Origin of the sequence: Thiovibrio frasassiensis, assembly GCF_029607905.1 — a bacterium.
Taxonomy (GTDB): domain Bacteria; phylum Desulfobacterota; class Desulfobulbia; order Desulfobulbales; family Desulfurivibrionaceae; genus Thiovibrio; species Thiovibrio frasassiensis.
The window spans coordinates 371,283-387,622 of the sequence record NZ_JAPHEH010000001.1 but is presented as its reverse complement, the minus strand read 5'-3'; the positions used below and the strand labels follow the sequence as shown (position 1 = coordinate 387,622).

General features: G+C 57.4%; 15 protein-coding genes and 1 tRNA gene. All 16 read left to right on the top strand.

Annotated elements, in window-relative coordinates; translation table 11 throughout:
- Positions 1-176 precede the first annotated feature (176 nt).
- A tRNA-Gly gene (locus tag OLX77_RS01760) sits at positions 177-251 on the top strand.
- 174 nt (positions 252-425) lie between these two features.
- Positions 426-899, top strand: a complete 474-nt coding sequence (gene rimP, locus OLX77_RS01755; protein WP_307634054.1) for a ribosome maturation factor RimP — start codon at positions 426-428, stop codon at positions 897-899.
- Positions 900-990: 91 nt separating this feature from the next.
- Positions 991-2,280, top strand: a complete 1,290-nt coding sequence (nusA, locus tag OLX77_RS01750) for a transcription termination factor NusA (RefSeq protein WP_307631865.1) — start codon at positions 991-993, stop codon at positions 2,278-2,280.
- Positions 2,240-2,575 (top strand): YlxR family protein, encoded by a 336-nt coding sequence (locus tag OLX77_RS01745; RefSeq protein WP_307631864.1) that lies wholly within the window; start codon positions 2,240-2,242, stop codon positions 2,573-2,575. The genes nusA and OLX77_RS01745 overlap by 41 nt, the downstream gene beginning before the upstream one ends.
- Positions 2,572-5,307 (top strand): translation initiation factor IF-2, encoded by a 2,736-nt coding sequence (gene infB, locus OLX77_RS01740; protein ID WP_307631863.1) that lies wholly within the window; start codon positions 2,572-2,574, stop codon positions 5,305-5,307. Before OLX77_RS01745 ends, infB begins: the two co-directional genes overlap by 4 nt.
- Positions 5,307-5,720, top strand: a complete 414-nt coding sequence (rbfA, locus tag OLX77_RS01735) for a 30S ribosome-binding factor RbfA (protein WP_307631862.1) — start codon at positions 5,307-5,309, stop codon at positions 5,718-5,720. The genes infB and rbfA overlap by 1 nt, the downstream gene beginning before the upstream one ends.
- Positions 5,698-6,678, top strand: coding sequence for a DHH family phosphoesterase (locus OLX77_RS01730; RefSeq protein WP_307631861.1), 981 nt, complete (start codon positions 5,698-5,700; stop codon positions 6,676-6,678). The genes rbfA and OLX77_RS01730 overlap by 23 nt, the downstream gene beginning before the upstream one ends.
- 22 nt (positions 6,679-6,700) lie before the next feature.
- A complete protein-coding gene (gene truB / locus OLX77_RS01725; protein WP_307631860.1) occupies positions 6,701-7,480 on the top strand; it encodes a tRNA pseudouridine(55) synthase TruB in 780 nt (259 codons plus the stop codon).
- Between the two features lie 143 nt (positions 7,481-7,623).
- Positions 7,624-7,893, top strand: a complete 270-nt coding sequence (gene rpsO / locus OLX77_RS01720) for a 30S ribosomal protein S15 (protein WP_307631859.1) — start codon at positions 7,624-7,626, stop codon at positions 7,891-7,893.
- Between the two features lie 312 nt (positions 7,894-8,205).
- On the top strand, positions 8,206-10,299 hold the full coding sequence (gene pnp / locus OLX77_RS01715) for a polyribonucleotide nucleotidyltransferase (protein WP_307631858.1): 2,094 nt from the start codon (positions 8,206-8,208) through the stop codon (positions 10,297-10,299).
- 101 nt (positions 10,300-10,400) lie between these two features.
- Entirely contained in the window at positions 10,401-11,669 is a 1,269-nt protein-coding gene (locus tag OLX77_RS01710) for a M16 family metallopeptidase (protein ID WP_307631857.1), read from the top strand.
- 104 nt (positions 11,670-11,773) lie between these two features.
- Positions 11,774-12,244 carry a dUTP diphosphatase gene (gene dut / locus OLX77_RS01705; RefSeq protein WP_371877481.1) on the top strand — a complete coding sequence of 157 codons (471 nt, stop codon included), beginning with the start codon at positions 11,774-11,776 and terminating at the stop codon, positions 12,242-12,244.
- Between the two features lie 43 nt (positions 12,245-12,287).
- Entirely contained in the window at positions 12,288-13,091 is an 804-nt protein-coding gene (locus tag OLX77_RS01700) for an MBL fold metallo-hydrolase (RefSeq protein ID WP_307631855.1), read from the top strand.
- Positions 13,091-13,870 (top strand): cobamide remodeling phosphodiesterase CbiR, encoded by a 780-nt coding sequence (gene cbiR, locus OLX77_RS01695; protein WP_307631854.1) that lies wholly within the window; start codon positions 13,091-13,093, stop codon positions 13,868-13,870. Before OLX77_RS01700 ends, cbiR begins: the two co-directional genes overlap by 1 nt.
- Before the next feature lie 148 nt (positions 13,871-14,018).
- Complete coding sequence (cobT, locus tag OLX77_RS01690; RefSeq protein ID WP_307631853.1) at positions 14,019-15,083, top strand: nicotinate-nucleotide--dimethylbenzimidazole phosphoribosyltransferase; 1,065 nt, start codon at positions 14,019-14,021, stop codon at positions 15,081-15,083.
- A 5-nt stretch (positions 15,084-15,088) separates the two neighbouring features.
- Positions 15,089-15,841 carry an adenosylcobinamide-GDP ribazoletransferase gene (gene cobS, locus OLX77_RS01685; protein WP_307631852.1) on the top strand — a complete coding sequence of 251 codons (753 nt, stop codon included), beginning with the start codon at positions 15,089-15,091 and terminating at the stop codon, positions 15,839-15,841.
- The last annotated feature ends 499 nt before the right edge of the window (positions 15,842-16,340 follow it).

Genomic DNA, 16,340 nt, shown 5'->3' with positions numbered 1-16,340 from the left:
CTGGACGTTCCGTATCAAGTAAGTTGCGGCGCTGTTTGTCACCCGGGTGCGCTTATTTTGTAACGGGTCATAATCCCAGGCCATCGGCCTGTCGTCCGTTGAGTTTCCGCCAGGATTTGGGGAGACTCTTGACAAGTGGCAAAATAATTGTATAATCTATAGAATTATTCGGGCCTGCGGGAATAACTCAGTGGTAGAGTGTCAGCTTCCCAAGCTGAAGGTCGCGGGTTCGAATCCCGTTTCCCGCTCCAGTTTATTTTTGCATTCTGGTTCCTGCTGGAAGGAAAGCGCAATGTTTTCTTAAGGGGCAAGGGTGCTGTTTGGTCAGGCCTTTTGGTTTCGTATTGTAAGAACCGGTCATTCCGATTCGGTTATTTTTTTAGGAAGTGGGCCCAGGCCCGCTTTTTTTATTGGTATACTGTGTGATGGAAGAGGAAGCGATAGAGTCACCCTTGGTGCACCGTTTGACGCAGCTTGTCGTGCCGGTGGTTGAGGATCTTGGTTGTGAACTGGTTGAGTTGCAGTTCAGGCGGGAGGGGCACGGCTGGGTCTTGCGTTTGCTTATTGATAATGAGAATGGCGTAGGGATAGATGATTGCGCCAGGATCAGCCGTGAGGTTGCCCATCTTCTCGAGGTGGAGGACCCGATTGAGCAGGCGTATAGTCTTGAGGTTTCTTCCCCCGGCCTTGATCGGCCTTTAAAGTGCGAAAAAGATTTTTTGCGTTGCAAGGGGAAAAAGGCCAAAGTGGTTGTCCGGGAGCCTATCGAGGGCCAGAACCAGTGTATTGGCCTGATTGAAGATGTGACTCAGGAGTCGGTAACTTTGGGTACCGATCATGGTATTATAGAAATTCCGTTTGCCAAGATGAAAAAGGCCCGTCTGGTTGTTGAGTTTTAAGACAGGATGGTCGGTGTGGATCATAACGGGCGCGAGGCTCTCGGTGGCCGATGCCCGGGCGTAATCGCCGAAAGAGAGACAGGAGAGAATAATGCTGTCAGATTTGAAACGAATTCTTGATCAGATAAGTAGAGATAAGGGAATTGATCGGCAGTTGCTGGTTGACGCCATCGAAGAAGCGGTGATGTCCGCGGCTAAGAAGAAGTTTGGCCAGCGGCGTGAGCTTGAGGCCCGTTATAATGATGAGATAGGCGAGGTTGAGCTCTTCCAGTTCCGGAATGTTGTCCCTGTGGTTGAGGATGAGCAGACGGAAATTTCCCTGGACGAGGCTTTGCGGCTGGACCCGGAAGTGCAGCTCGGGGATGAATTGGGCAGCAAGATGGACAGCGTTTCCGACCTTGGCCGTATTGCCGCACAGTCCGCTAAGCAGGTGATCATTCAGAAAATGAAGGATGCCGAGTGCAACGTCATTTACGAAATGTATAAGGACCGTAAGGGCGAGGTGGTCAACGGTATCGTCCAGCGTTTCGAGCGGGGCAATATTATTGTCAATCTCGGACGGACCGATGCCATTCTCCCGACCAAGGAGCAAATGCCCCGTAAGTCATACCGCCAGGGAGACCGCATCCGGGCTCTTGTTCTTGATGTGCGCCAGAGCAGCAGAGACCCGCAGCTTTTGCTCAGCCGGACCAACGATGAATTCCTCACCAAGCTGTTCGCCATGGAGGTTCCGGAGATTGCCGAAGGGATTGTGAAGATCATGGGCGTGAGCCGTGAGCCCGGCGCCCGTGCCAAGATTGCCGTGAGCTCCTCCGCGTCGGATGTCGATCCGGTAGGTGCCTGCGTCGGTATGAAGGGGTCCAGGGTACAGAATGTGGTCCAGGAACTGCAGGGAGAAAAGATCGACATCGTTCCCTGGAGTCCGGATCCGGCCCGCTATGTTTCCAATGCCCTCTCTCCTGCCCAGGTTTCCCTGGTGGTGGTGGATGAGGAGAAGAAAACCCTGGTGGTGGTTGTGCCCGATGACCAGCTTTCCCTGGCAATCGGCCGACAGGGGCAGAATGTGCGTTTGGCCGCAGCCCTTCTGGGGTGGCGGATTGATGTGAAAAGCGAACAGAAATATGCTAAATTTATTGAAGAAGGCTTTCAGTCGCTTCTTGATGTGCAGGGGATGGACGAAAAAACCGCGGAAGCGCTCTATGATGCGGGTTTCAGCTCGGCTCAAGAGTTGGGCCAGGCAGAGGCGGCAACGGTGCTTGCCGAAGTGCAATCCCTTGACGAGAACAGGGTTGCCCGCTTGATCGCTGCCGCGCAAAAAGTTGAGACGACCCAGGAGCAAGATGAGCCAGAATCGGCGGCAACCGAGGATGGAGATAAATAAGTCGTTGTGCATGACCACTGTCTCTGAGGAAAAAGGCAAGGCGCCGATCCGGACATGTCTGGGGTGCCGCCAGAGAAAAGCGCAACAGGTGATGTGGCGGTTTGCCGTGGACAACAGTGGCCGTGTAGTGAAAGATTTCCGCGGGAAGCATGATGGACGTCATGCTTACTGTTGTCAGGACGACAGTTGTCTGCAGAAGTTTTTTAAAAACAAAAAAGGATTATCCAGAGCGTTTCGCCAACAGGTGCTGGGATTTGACGAAGGGTTGCAAGGCCTCTTCGGGAGTGAGCAATGACAAAAATCAGGGTTTACGAGTTAGCTAAAGAAGCGGAAATGGAAAATAAGGATTTGGTGGCTGCCCTCATTGAGATGGGCTATGCCATTAAATCTCATAGTTCCACTCTGGAGGACGAGATAGCACAGGAGATCCGACAAAGGCTCGGGATCGGCCAGACCCGGACGGAAGAAAAACGGATTCAGGGTGCCGGGAAAACGACCATTATTCGTCGTAGAACCAAGACCGTCCCGGTTGAAGTGCCGCCAGTCGAGGAACTCCCGGTTAAGCCACGGCCAGCCGCCGTTTCTCAGGAAGAGGGCGAGGAGGTCGGGGAGACGGTCCAACCGGTGGAGATATCCGCAGAAAGCGTCGAGGAAGTCGTTCGGGAAACGGTTGCCGAAGCGAAGCTGCCGGCTGAAGCGAAAGGTGAAACTGAGGTCGAGCCCGAGGTGTCTGTCCCGTCCGCGGAAGAAGAGCCCGAGGGTGCCATGGTTGGGTCTGCTGTTGCCCACCCCGAGGAAGAAGAGGTCTCTGGGGTGGAGGCGGTTGAGGAGAAAGTTGAAGAGCAAGCGCCGGTGGTGGATGAGAATCACCGCAAGGGATTTGCCCGGGTGATTAAAAGGTCTGCCATTGTCATTGCGCCCAGTGCCCCTTCCCGTCCTTTTACTCCCAGGCCGAAAAGGGTTGAACCCGTGAAAGGCAGGCCCGTCGTTGCCCAGGCTCCCGCTGCGAAGGATGAGGGCGAAAAGAGCGATGCGCTCAAGGGGAAAAAGGGCAAGCGGTTTGTTAAGTTCACCACGGAAACCGCCGAGCATGACCGGACGAAAAAAACTCCGTTGCGCAGTCAGCGACAGGCAGATATCGATATCGAGGATGTTGACGATGCGCTGGGTGGAAAAATTCCCGCTGGTTTGCGGGTCGGACGCACCTTGCGGAGCGGAGGCAAGAAAGGCAAGCGTCAGATCGTATCCCAGCAGGCGTCAGAAACAAAGGCCATCAAGAAGCGGATCAAGGTGCTTGAAACCATTACGGTTGGAGATCTTGCCCACCGCATGGGTCTTAAGGTCGGCGAACTCATTGCCAAATTGCTGGGGATGGGGGTTATGGCCACCATCAACCAGGCCCTTGATGTTGATACCGCGACGCTGGTAGCCTCTGATTTCGGCTATGAAGTCGAGCAGGGAGTTACCGAAGAACAGACCATTATCAACTTGGAAGAGCAGGAAGGCGGCGGGGAGATGTTGCCGCGGCCTCCGGTGGTCACGGTCATGGGCCATGTCGATCATGGCAAGACCTCGGTGCTGGACGCCATCCGGAAAACGGATGTGGCGACCGGCGAGGCCGGTGGTATCACCCAGCATATTGGAGCCCATTACGTCCGCTCTCCCCAGGGGGATGTGGTTTTTCTTGATACTCCTGGCCATGCAGCGTTTACGGAAATGCGTTCTCGTGGCGCTCAGGTTACGGACCTTGTTGTTCTGGTTGTCGCCGCGGATGACGGGGTTATGGATCAGACCAGAGAGGCCGTCAATCATGCCAGGGCCGCCAATGTGCCCATCCTGGTCTGCGTCAATAAAATTGATAAACCCGATGCCGATCCCATGCGGGTGAAACGCGAATTGGCCGACCTGAATCTGGTCAGCGAGGAATGGGGCGGGGATACGATCTTTTGCGAAACCTCGGCGAAAACCGGGAAAGGCATCCCCGAGCTGCTGGAGAGCATTCATCTTCAGGCGGAATTCCTTGAGCTGAAGGCTGATCCTAATCGGCGCGCCAAGGGGCATGTCATCGAGGCCCAACTTCATAAGGGCCGCGGTCCTGTCGCTACGGTGCTGATCGAGCAGGGAACCCTGCGTCTTGGCGATGCCTGTGTCGCCGGGATATTTTACGGCAAGGTGCGCTCCCTGACCAATGATCGGGGGGAAAGTGTCAAGGAAGCCGGGCCGGCCACCCCTGTTGAAGTTCAGGGGTTGAGTGGGGTGCCGCGGGCTGGTGACGAGTTTGTTGTTCTGCCCGATGAAAAGAGAGCTCGGAGCGTGAGCGCCGATAGGCAGCTCAAGAGCAGGGAGGCTGAACTGGGGACCACCACGAAGATATCCCTGGAGAATCTCTTTGATAAATTGCAGGAAGGAAACGTTAAGGAGCTGCGGGTCGCCCTGCGGGCCGACGTGCAGGGAACCCTGGAAGCCTTTAGTAAAGCCATCGAGGACCTGGCAACCGATGAGGTCAAAGTCAGGATACTCCATGCCGGTACCGGCACCATAACCGACTCGGATGTCTTGCTCTCCGCCGCTTCGGACGCCTTTATCATCGGCTTTAATGTCCGGCCTTCAGCCAAGGTGCAGGAGCTAGCGAAGAACGAGAAGGTGGATATCCGCACCTACGACGTCATCTATCATGCCCTGGACGACATTAAAAAGGCCATGGTCGGGTTGCTTGATGCCCGCTACGAGGAAAAGATCCTCGGCGCGGCCGAGGTTCGCGAGACCTATCAGGTTCCCAAGGTTGGCACCATTGCCGGCTGTTATGTGACCGACGGCAAGATCGAACGCAATGCCAAGGTGCGCGTCGTGCGGGAAGGCGTGGTGATTTTTACCGGCCAGCTGGCCTCCCTGCGGCGCTTCAAGGACGATGTCAAGGATGTGCAGAGCGGTTACGAGTGCGGGATCGGGGTTGCCAACTATAACGATCTCAAGCTCGGTGACGTGCTTGAGTTCTTTGTCCTGAAAGAGGTTGAGAGAGAGCTCTAATGGCGGCCGGAAAAGCAAAATCGCGCTTTGGCCTGCCTGCCGGCCTTGCCCGGAGCGCCCCGAAACGGCGCCCTATCCGGGTGGCGGACGCCATCAAGGGTGAGATCGCTTCGTTGCTTCTGCGGAAGATCAATGATCCCCGCCTGCTCAATGTTATCATTACCTCGGTGGAGGTGAGCGATGATCTGAGCCATGCCCGGGTTTTGTACAGTTTCCTCGGAGAGGTACAGGCGAAGGACGTTGCCAAGGGGCTGGAGAGCTGCAAGGGCTTTATCCGGACCAATCTGGCCCGGGCTTTGGAGTTGCGGCATGTGCCGGTGCTTGATTTTCACCTTGATCTGGCGGGCCAAAAGCAGGCTGAAATGGAACAACTGCTCAGGGAGATAGCGAATGAAGACGGATCATCCCCGTGACGAGATTGTTCGGACCCTGAACTCGGCAAAAAACGTTCTGGTGGCAACGCATATCCACCCGGACGGCGATGCCCTCGGTTCGCAGATAGCCCTGGGCAATATTTTGCGTTCCCTGGGCAAGAATGTGTTCTTCTACGGCGAGGAGCGGGTCTCGCATCTGTACCGCTTTCTCCCGGGGAGTGCGGAGATCGACTCTTTGCTCCCTGCCTTGAACGGCTTTGACTGCGCGGTTGCCCTGGATTGCGGTGATTGCAACCGGCTCGGGGCAGCCATGGATTCCCTGCTGACCGTTCATCCCTTTGTGGTCATTGATCATCACCTCGGGCACCAGGAATTTGGCGATCTCCGGTGGATTGCCCCGGAGCGGGCCTCAACCGGCGAGATGGTGTATGATCTTGCGGAAGCCCTGGGCGCCGAGCTGAGCTATGAGGCCGCCTATTGTCTCTATGCCGCCATAGTTTCTGATACCGGCTCCTTTAAATATTCTTCGACCACTGCCGACACCTTCCGCATTGCCGGCGAACTTCTGCGTAAAGGGGTAAAGCCTGCCGAGGTTTCCGGGAAGCTGTTTGATAATTTCACGGTGAAGCGCCTCAATCTTATGCGGCTGGTTCTCGATTCGTTGCAATTGTATGCCGAGGACCAACTGGCGATCATCGCCGCTCCGCGGGAGGTATTTATCAAGACCGGCACCACCCAAGCGGATGCGGAAACCTTTATAAATTATCCCCGTTCCCTGAACACCGTGAAGGTGGCTGCGTTTTTAAAAGAAACCGAGAAGGGGCTGATTTCGGTAAGCCTTCGTTCCAAAGGCACTGATTATGATGTGGCCCAGGTTGCCGCAATCTTTGGTGGCGGGGGACATCGCAATGCCGCCGGCTGCAAGCTGCGGGATATGAGCATTGCCGAGGTGCAGGAAAAGCTGCTGGCCCGATTGTTGCCCATGGTAAGTCGTTAAGCTGATGGAGCCTATACCGGAGATGCCAGCCAAGGCCCACGATGCCTTGGCTGGGAAGAAAATCCCTGCCGAACCGGCCCTTGCGGCCGGTATTTTTTTGGTGGATAAACCGGTGGGGCCGAGTTCCTTCCGCATGGTGCAATTGGTGCGGAGGGCTCTGTCCATAAAAAAAGTGGGGCATGCCGGCACCCTCGATCCTTTTGCCTCCGGCCTGCTGATTATCTGCGTGGGACGTCCGGCCACCCGACTTATCTCGCAGTTCATGGATGGCAACAAGTGGTATGAAGCGGTGCTCAAGCTGGGCATCGAAACCACCACCCAGGATCTTGAGGGAGAGGTTGTTGCCCAACACGTGGTTCCCCCCCTCAGCCGGGAGGAGCTGGAGCATTGCCTGAGCGGATTTTTGGGCGCGCAGCTGCAGACCCCTCCGCAGTATTCGGCGCTCAAGCACATGGGGAAGCCCCTGTACCATTATGCCCGACGGGGGATTATCATCGAAAAGGCCCCGCGGCCGATAACGATCTTCCGGTTGGAACTATTGGCTGCCGGTGCCGATACCGTGCGCATTCTGGTTGAATGCAGCAAGGGCACCTATATCCGGACCCTGGCCGCCGACATAGGCGGTTCCCTTGGTTGCGGTGCCCATCTGGTTGCCTTGCGCCGTCTGCAAAGCGGCTCGTTTACCGTGGACAGCGCCGTGGATGGCAGCCTGTTGCAGGACCCTCTAGCGGCTCGGGATCTGCTCTTGGCCAAGGCTCTCTCCGTGGAAGAGGTCGAGGCGATGCTGGCCGGGAATGGCTGAAACCCGCAGGGGAAAAAGCGCGGCCCGACATTCATTTGACATTGGCGCAGGGATCATTTATTAAGAAGCGTACCCATAGGAATCGATGGTTAGAAATTTCTCTCGATCTCCCGAATTATTAATTATCAGTACATGAGGAAGTTATGACACTGCAAGCAGAACAGAAAAAAGAGATTATCACCCAATATGCCCATCACGAAAAGGACACCGGCTCTCCTGAGGTGCAGATTGCCCTGCTCACCTCTCGGATCACCTATCTGACCGAGCATTTCAAAGAACACAAAAAAGACCATCATTCCCGGCGCGGATTGCTGAAACTGGTCGGTCAGAGACGGCGTCTTCTGAACTACCTCAAGGGCAAAAACGTTGATATGTATCGTGACCTGATTCAAAAGCTTGGCATCAGAAAGTAAGATGCGATAACAGCCACCGCCGGGCATCTGGCGGTGGCTCCATTTTTGTTGAAATCGCACAAAAAATCGCGATTACAACGGTGGCGATGTGTCCTTGTTTAATTTTTTGTAACGGACCTGTGACTTTTTGGGGTTATCACGAGCCCATCATTTTTGCCCCTGTGCAATCTGACATCGCCGCTTCTGCGTGCGATCGGGGCAGCGAAGACACCACCTTTCCCTTGCTGTAAAGATACTGCGTAATATCCGGCTTTGGGCCGGGTGGCGTGGTTGCCGACAACAACGGAAGGGGCGGCTGTTAGAGGAGAGTATATGTATAAAAAAGTAACGATTGATCTTGGTGGACGGCCCCTCAGTATTGAGACCGGACGCTTGGCAAAACAGGCAAGCGGTACAGCCCTTGTTACCTATGGTGAGACAGTGGTGCTGGTAACGGCTACTGCGGCCAAGGACCCCAAAGCTGAAATCGATTTTCTCCCGCTCACCGTTGAGTATCAGGAACGGTTTTACGCGGTGGGTCGTATTCCGGGAAGTTTCTTTCGTCGTGAAATCGGCCGGCCCACTGATAAGGAAACGCTTTCCGCTCGATTTATCGATCGGCCCCTGCGGCCCCTGTTTGTCAAAGGGTATCAGCATGAAACCCAGGTCATCGCCACCGTTCTTTCGGCCGATCAGAAGAATGATCCCGATGTTTTGGCCATGATCGGCGCCTCCTGCGCCCTGATTGTTTCCGACATCCCCTTCAACGCACCGGTGGCAGGGGTAAAGGTGGGCTATGTTGATGGTCAGTATGTGCTCAACCCCAGCCCGGAAGAGTGGGAGAAATCCCGGCTGAACCTTATCGTGGCAGGGACCAAGAATGCCGTGGTCATGGTGGAAGGCGGGGCGGACAGCCTTTCCGAAGCCGAGGTGCTCGAAGGGATCTTCTTTGGTCATCAGGCGCTGCAACCCATTTTGGAGATGCAGGAAGAGATGCGGGCTGCGGTGGGCAAGGCTAAGATGGCGGTTGCCCCCCCGGTGGTCAACGAGGCATTGAAAGCCAAGGTGGCAGAGCTGGCCCGCGAAGAGATGCAGGCGGTTATCACCATGGCCGACAAGCAGCAGCGGAGTGAGCTGTACCATCAGCTGCAGAAAAAGATCCTCGCCGCCTTGGGTGAAGAATATGGCGACAGCCTCAAGGAGGCCAAGGAGCATCTCCATTCCCTGAATAAAACCATGATGCGCGACCGGATCGTCAAGGAGAAGAGCCGGATCGACGGCCGTCGTTTTGACGAGATCCGCCCGATCAGCTGTGAAGTCGCGGCCTTGCCGAAAGTTCATGGCTCCGCTCTCTTTACCCGGGGCGAGACCCAGGTCATGGTTTCCGCCACCCTGGGCAGCGGCGATGACGAGCAGCGGGTTGAATCCCTCACCGGCATGTCATTCAAGCGCTTCATGCTCCATTATAATTTCCCCCCCTATTGTGTTGGCGAGGTCCGTTTCATGCGTGGACCGAGCCGTCGTGATATCGGCCATGGTGCCCTGGCGGAACGCGCCTTGGCAGCGGTGTTGCCGAAAGACGATGAATTTGCCTACACGATCCGTATCGTTTCCGAGGTGCTCGAATCAAACGGCTCCTCCTCCATGGCCACGGTATGCGGTGGCAGTCTTGCCCTGATGGATGCGGGCGTGCCGATTAAAAAACCGGTTTCCGGCGTGGCCATGGGCTTGATCAAGGACGGCGACACCATCGTCATCCTTTCCGACATCCTGGGTGATGAAGATCATCTCGGCGACATGGATTTCAAGGTAACCGGTACTGATGAAGGTATTACCGCCCTGCAGATGGACATCAAGATCGAAGGCGTCTCCAAGGAGATCATGACCAGCGCTCTTGCCCAGGCCAGGGGTGGACGTCTCCATATTCTCGAGAAGATGAAGATGGCGATCGAAACGTCTCGGGCAGAAGTACCTGCGCATGCTCCCAAGATCTTCAGCCTGCAGATCAATCCCGATAAGATCCGCGATCTGATCGGCCCGGGCGGCAAGATGATCAAGTCGATCACCGCCGATTACGGGATCAAGATGGATGTTGAGGATTCGGGCAAGGTGACGATTTTCGCACCCAATGGTGAGGTTGCCCAGGCGGTTATCGCTAAGGTGAACGAGATCGCCGCCGATCCTGAAATCGGTAGGATCTACGACGGCGTTGTTCAGAAGATCCTTGATTTCGGTGCTTTTGTTCAGATCATGCCGGGGGTTGACGGCTTGGTGCACATCTCCGAGCTTGACAACAAGCGGGTAGAGAAGGTCACCGATGTTCTCAAGGAAGGGGACGAGGTCCGGGTGAAGGTTCTTGAGATCGACCAGCGGGGCAAGATTCGTCTGAGCCGCAAGGCCGTCCTCCAGGAGGAGGCAGGTTCCTGATCCACTGCCTTTTGGTAGTGTTTTTGATTCTTCCAAGGGGAAGGGGGGCGCGGCTCTCTTTCCCCTTTTCTGTCTTGTAACCGTAACCAGTAAGGAAGCCCGTGGCCAATAGCTACCAGAAAACCGTGCTCGACAATGGCGTCCGGATCATCACCGAGAAGATTCCCTCCCGCACGGTTTCGGCAGGGATCTGGGTAGACGTGGGTGCGCGCGACGAACAGCCCGACAACAACGGGAGCGCCCATTTTGTCGAGCACATGCTCTTTAAGGGCACCGCCAGCCGGACGGCCCAGGAAATCGCCCAGGAACTCGACACCCTGGGCGGCATGTCCAACGCCTTCACCTCCGGCGAAACCACCTCCTATTACGCCACCGTCCTTGATGACCAGATGGAACGACTGGTCGGACTCATGGGGGATATCTTCCAGAATTCGCTCTTTGAAGCGGAAGAGGTGGTCCGGGAACGGGAGGTCATACTCCAGGAAATATCCATGGTGGAAGACACCCCGGATGACCGGATCCATGAGCTGTTTACCGGCAGTCTCTGGGGGGAACACCCTCTCGGCTATACGGTACTCGGGCAGCGTGAGGTGGTGGCGGCCATGGATGCCGTCAGTCTGCGGGAGTATATGCGGAGTGAATACACGTCGGAGCGGCTGGTTATTGCCGCTTCCGGCAATGTGGAACATGAGCAGTTCTGCCGCCTTTGGGAGAAGCAGCTGGGAGGCGTGGCCCAGATAAGCAGGGGAGAAGCTCGGCGGCAGCCTCCCACCGCGCTTGCCCCGGTGCGCAAGCTCCACAAGAAGAACCTCGAACAGGCCCATGTGGTGCTGGGCACCTATGGCTTGCCCCTCATGGCCCCTGAACGCTATGCCCTCTATCTGCTGCATGTTCTCCTCGGCGGCAATATGAGTTCCCGACTTTTTCAGGAGGTGCGTGAAAAAGAGGGGCTGGCCTATTCCATCTATTCCTACCTTTCCTCGTTTACCGACAGCGGGTATCTCGGCGTCTATCTCGGGGTGGACCCTGGAGTGGTGAACAAGGCCATGGCCCTGGTGGCCAAGGAAATCAAGGGGTTGCGTCAGCGCAGTGTTTCGGAGACGCTGCTGGCCCGGGCCAAGGATTATGCCAAGGCCGGAATCTTCCTTTCCGCCGAGAATATGGAATCACGGATGACCAGGATTGCCAGAAACGAGCTGACCTTCGGCCGCTATATCCCCTTTGAAGAGGTTGCCGCAGGCTTTGACCGGGTGCGGCGGGAGGATATTGGTGAGCTGGCCGCACTTCTTTTTAGCAGACCGTTGTTCGCCACGGTTCTCGGGCCATTGAAGGCAAAAGATATTGACTGGCACCCCCTTGATTTGGAGTAAACGCCTGGCAGCATCGCATCTGCGACAGTAGTGCAGCGGCGCTGCCCAGCGGTTCTCTTGTTTTTCCGTTTGTGGGGAACGATTATGATCTGGAGTAAAAGATGATGGAAAACCGGAAAGAAGAAACGCATATTATCCAATTGTCCTGGCTCGATCCGGCAGGTCATGCCGATCTTCCCCTGCCTGCTTACCATTCCGAACTGGCCGCAGGCATGGATGTGGCCGCGGCGGTGCTCGAGCCGGTGGTTATCGGCCCGGGGGAGATCCGGTTGCTGCCTTCCGGTTTTGCGGTGGCCCTGGTTCCGGGCTATGAACTGCAGGTGCGGCCCCGGAGCGGGCTTGCCATCAAGCATGGGATCACGGTGGTCAACAGCCCCGGAACCATTGATGCCGATTACCGGGGGGAAGTAAAGATCGGCCTGATCAACCTGGGGCGCGAGCCGTTCACCATCCGGCGCGGAGACCGCATCGCCCAGTTAGTTTTGGCCCCGGTTTGTCGGGCCACGGTGGTTGCGGTGGACAGGCTGGACGAGACCCTCCGTCAGGATGGCGGCTTCGGCCATACCGGAGTTTGAAAGAGAGAAGGGGCGAGCTGGCTGGTTGCCTCTTGGGTGAGTTATGCGATTTTGTGTACTGGGAAGCGGCAGCAAGGGCAATGCGACCTTTGTCGAGTCCGGGCAGACGCGGCTTTTGATCGACGCCGGCTTTTCCGGCAAGGAGATCGAGCACCGGTTGGCCGGGATCGGGGTTGGCGCGGAAACCTTGTCTGGTATCCTCATCACCCACGAGCATGGCGATCATGTCAAGGGCGCGGCCATCCTTTCCCGCCGTTTTCGCTTGCCGGTCTTTATCAACGAAGCGACCCTGGCCGGTGCCGGCACGGTCTTGGCTAACCTCCACCAATGCCATGCCTTTGTTACGGGGCAAACCTTTGTTTTTCAGGATTTTCAGATCCATCCCTACGCGATCTCTCATGACACCGCTGATCCCGTCGGGTTTCTCCTGAACAATGGCCGATTGCTCATGGGCTACTGCACCGATACCGGGGTGGTGTCCAAACTGATGCATCATCGGTTGAGCAATTGCCACGGGCTGGTGCTCGAATGCAACCACGATCCGGACCTGTTGCGTAACGGTCCCTATCCGCCATCCCTGCAACAGCGGGTGCGGGGCAAGAGCGGCCATCTGGCCAATGAAGACGCTGCCGGGTTTTTGAGCGAGATCCTCCACGACGGTCTTGAACATGTGGTTCTGTCCCACCTCAGCGAAACCAACAACCGTCCGCATCTTGCCGAAAAAGCCATGAGCGCCATGCTGGAGAGACTCCGGCAGCAGCGGGGCGCGTGCCGGGTGCCCGTGATCTCCCTTGCCCATCAGGATAGGGTCGGGGAGGTGGTCACTCTTCGAGGCAGCGCGGGGTGATGGCGTTTAAGAACCGTTTTCCGTGGCGGCTGGGGGCGACCTCCTGCGTGCTGCCTGCGGACATCATGGCCAATGTCCGGCAACTGGCCCCCCTGGTAGACGATGTCCAGTTGCTCTTTTTTGAAAGCGCGGCCAAAAGCCGTCTGCCCCAGCCTTTTGATGTGCAGGCGTTGCGGGAGATTGCCGAGGCGCACGGACTCAGCTATACGGTGCATCTGCCCGCCGACTTGGCCCTGGGTGCGGCAGCAAAGGTCGAGCGGCAGGAGGGGATCGGTGAGATTCTTCGGCTCATGGCGCAGTTGGCTCCTCTTGGGGTGCTGAGTTTTGACCTGCATCTGGTCCGGGAGCCGGACTTGCCCGAGGCTGCCTGGCTTGACAATCTGGCGGCCAGCCTCCGGGAATTATCCGGTGCTTTGGGTGAGCAAAAAAGGCTGGTTGGTGTCGAAAATATCGAGTATCCCTTCGGGCTGGTGGCCCCTTTGGTTGCGGAGTACGGCTTTGGCGTGTGCCTTGATCTCGGGCATCTTGTCCACTACGGCCATGATCTGGAAGAAGGGTTGGGGCTGCTGTCCCGGGTTCGTCATCTCCACTACCATGGGGTGCGGGGCGGCAAGGATCATCAGGGGCTGCATGATGCGGGGCAGGCCGGGATGCTGGGCCGGCGGCTGGCCGAAGCTGGGTATGACGGGGTGGTTACCCTGGAGATGTACAGCCTGGAAAAGCTGCAAGGTTCGTTGGCGCTTCTCGATGAGGGGTGGGCTGGCTTCCATCATATCTGAAGATGACACATCCCCTCCCCGAACAGGTGTTCCCCATGTCCTCGGTCTAAACACCCGCCAGGGGGAGGACATTTTTTTGATGATGTTGCAAGAACCTCAACAATATCGCGTCGTAAGTTGGCTGCGGAGAAACACAGGAGAAGAAAACATGATACGGACAGCGGAAGAACTGCAGGCAGCATGCGCCGCCATTGAGCCTGCCAGCGCCACGGTAATGGCGCAGGCCCAGACTAAGTTGAATAATCTCACCAAACCCCTGGGCAGCCTCGGCAAGCTGGAGATGCTGGCGGCCAGAACCTGCGCCATGCGGAGAACTATTGGCGCCAGGGTGGAGAAAAAGATCATTCTCACCTTTGCCGGCGACCACGGAGTGGTGGCCGAGGGCATCAGTGCCTTTCCCCAGGAAGTCACCCCGCAGATGGTTCTCAATTTCCTGGGGGGAGGCGCAGGGGTCAATGTGCTGGCCCGGCATGTGGGGGCCGAGGTGCGGGTGGTCGATGTGGGCGTGGCCGTGCCTATCGAAGCCGAGGGCTTGCGGCAATGCAAGGTCCGGCCCGGCACCGCCAACATGGCCAAGGGGCCGGCCATGAGCATCGACGAGACCGTCGCCGCCATCGGGGTCGGCATGGAGATGGCCCGCGAGGCCATTGAGGACGGGGCCGAGATCCTGGGCACCGGCGACATGGGCATCGGCAACACCACCCCGTCCGCCGCGCTCTTTGCCGCCCTGCTGCCTGCCAAGGTATCCGAGGTGACAGGGAGGGGCACCGGCATCGACGACGCCATGCTGCAACACAAGATCGCGGTGATCGAGCAGTCCCTGGCCGTGAACCAAGAACGGCTGGATTCTCCCCTTGGGGCATTGGCTGCGGTGGGCGGCTTGGAGATCGCCGCCATCTGCGGCTGTATTCTGGAAGCGGCGAGAAGCAAAATTCCGGTGGTGGTGGACGGCTTTATCTCCAGCGCCGGAGCCCTGGTCGCCCAGCGGTTTGCCCCCCATGTTCTGGATTACTGTTTCTTCAGCCACATGTCGGCGGAGCAGGGCCACCGGATCTTCTTTGAGAAGATGGGGTTGAGTCCCCTGCTGCACCTTGACCTGCGGCTGGGCGAGGGAACAGGCGCGGCCTTGACCATGAATCTGGTGGAGGCGGGGCTCAAGATCATGAACGAGATGGCCACCTTCGGCGAGGCCGGGGTAAGCGAGGCCGGTTGAATAGCATGCTGCTGACTGCAAAGATCGCCATCGCCTTTCTTACCATCCTGCCTGTGCGGTTGCCCGCGGAACTGCCCGCAGATGGGCTCAGACGGAGTGCTGGTTTTTTTCCCTTGGCTGGCTGGTTGATCGGCGGGTTTCTCGCCGGATGCGCCTGGGTTTTTATGTGGGGTGGTCTTCCTCCGCTGGTGAGCGCGGTGCTGTTGGTGGCCTGTGGGGCCTGGTTGACCAGGGGGTTGCACCTCGATGGGTTGGCTGATCTGTTGGATGGCCTGGGCGGCGGGCAGACCCCGGAGCGACGCCTGGCGATCATGAAGGATTCTGCCACCGGCGCCTTTGGGGTGATCGGTCTGGTGCTGCTGCTTGGTTTGAAGGTTGTCTGCCTTGCCTCGCTTCTGGCAAATGGAGGCCAGTATCTTTTCTTTGTTCTGCTCGCCGCGCCGGTAGCGGCCCGCTGGGGTATGGCCACCCTGGCTAGCGGAGTGCAATATCCCAGGGAGGTAGGCACCGGCCACGCCTTTGTCGGTAAGGTCGGGTTGGCGGAATTGGCGCTGGGCGGTCTCCTGCTGACCCCGCTCATCTGGTGGCATTGGTCGGCTGGGTTGATTATTCTCGGTGCGGCAATGCTGCCTGCCCTCTGGCTCCGGTTCAAGGCGAGCAAGGCGCTGGGCGGCGTCACCGGCGATGTGTTGGGGGCTTCCTGCGAGTTGGGGGAGGTGTGTGGCTGGCTGGCTGCGGTGGTTATGCTCACCGTTTGAGTCTGCGAACGCAGGTATTATAAAAAATAATTCACTGGGAACGAGTTGCTCTCCACGGTTCCAGATTGACATCCTCCCTTTACAGGGTTGTCAATAACGGGAAAAATCATCCGGGACTTTCGGGAGGTGACGAGGAGAACCTTTCTGCTCTCCTCTCTTTCTTCTTTTGCGTGCCCAAAAGAAGAAACAAGAAAAGGGCACCCCCGCCAGCCCTGGCCCTGCGGGCTCCCCTCACTTCTCGACGATGGCGGGACGCAGAAAAACTCGGGCTTCGCCCTCAGACAGTTTCTGCGTCTTTTCCCGCCCCCGTCTGCGAGGTTCGGCAGGACAAATGGGGGAAATTCCTATTGGCACGTAGCCGAGCACCGGAGAGGTTGCTGAAAAGGGCTTTGCACTGTTTGAGGCGAAGCCGAGTTTGCAAAGCCCCGGCAGCATCGAGGAGTCCCGCAGGGTAGCCCGCCAACGGCGGGACAAGGGACACGGGGCCTTTTCTTTGGTC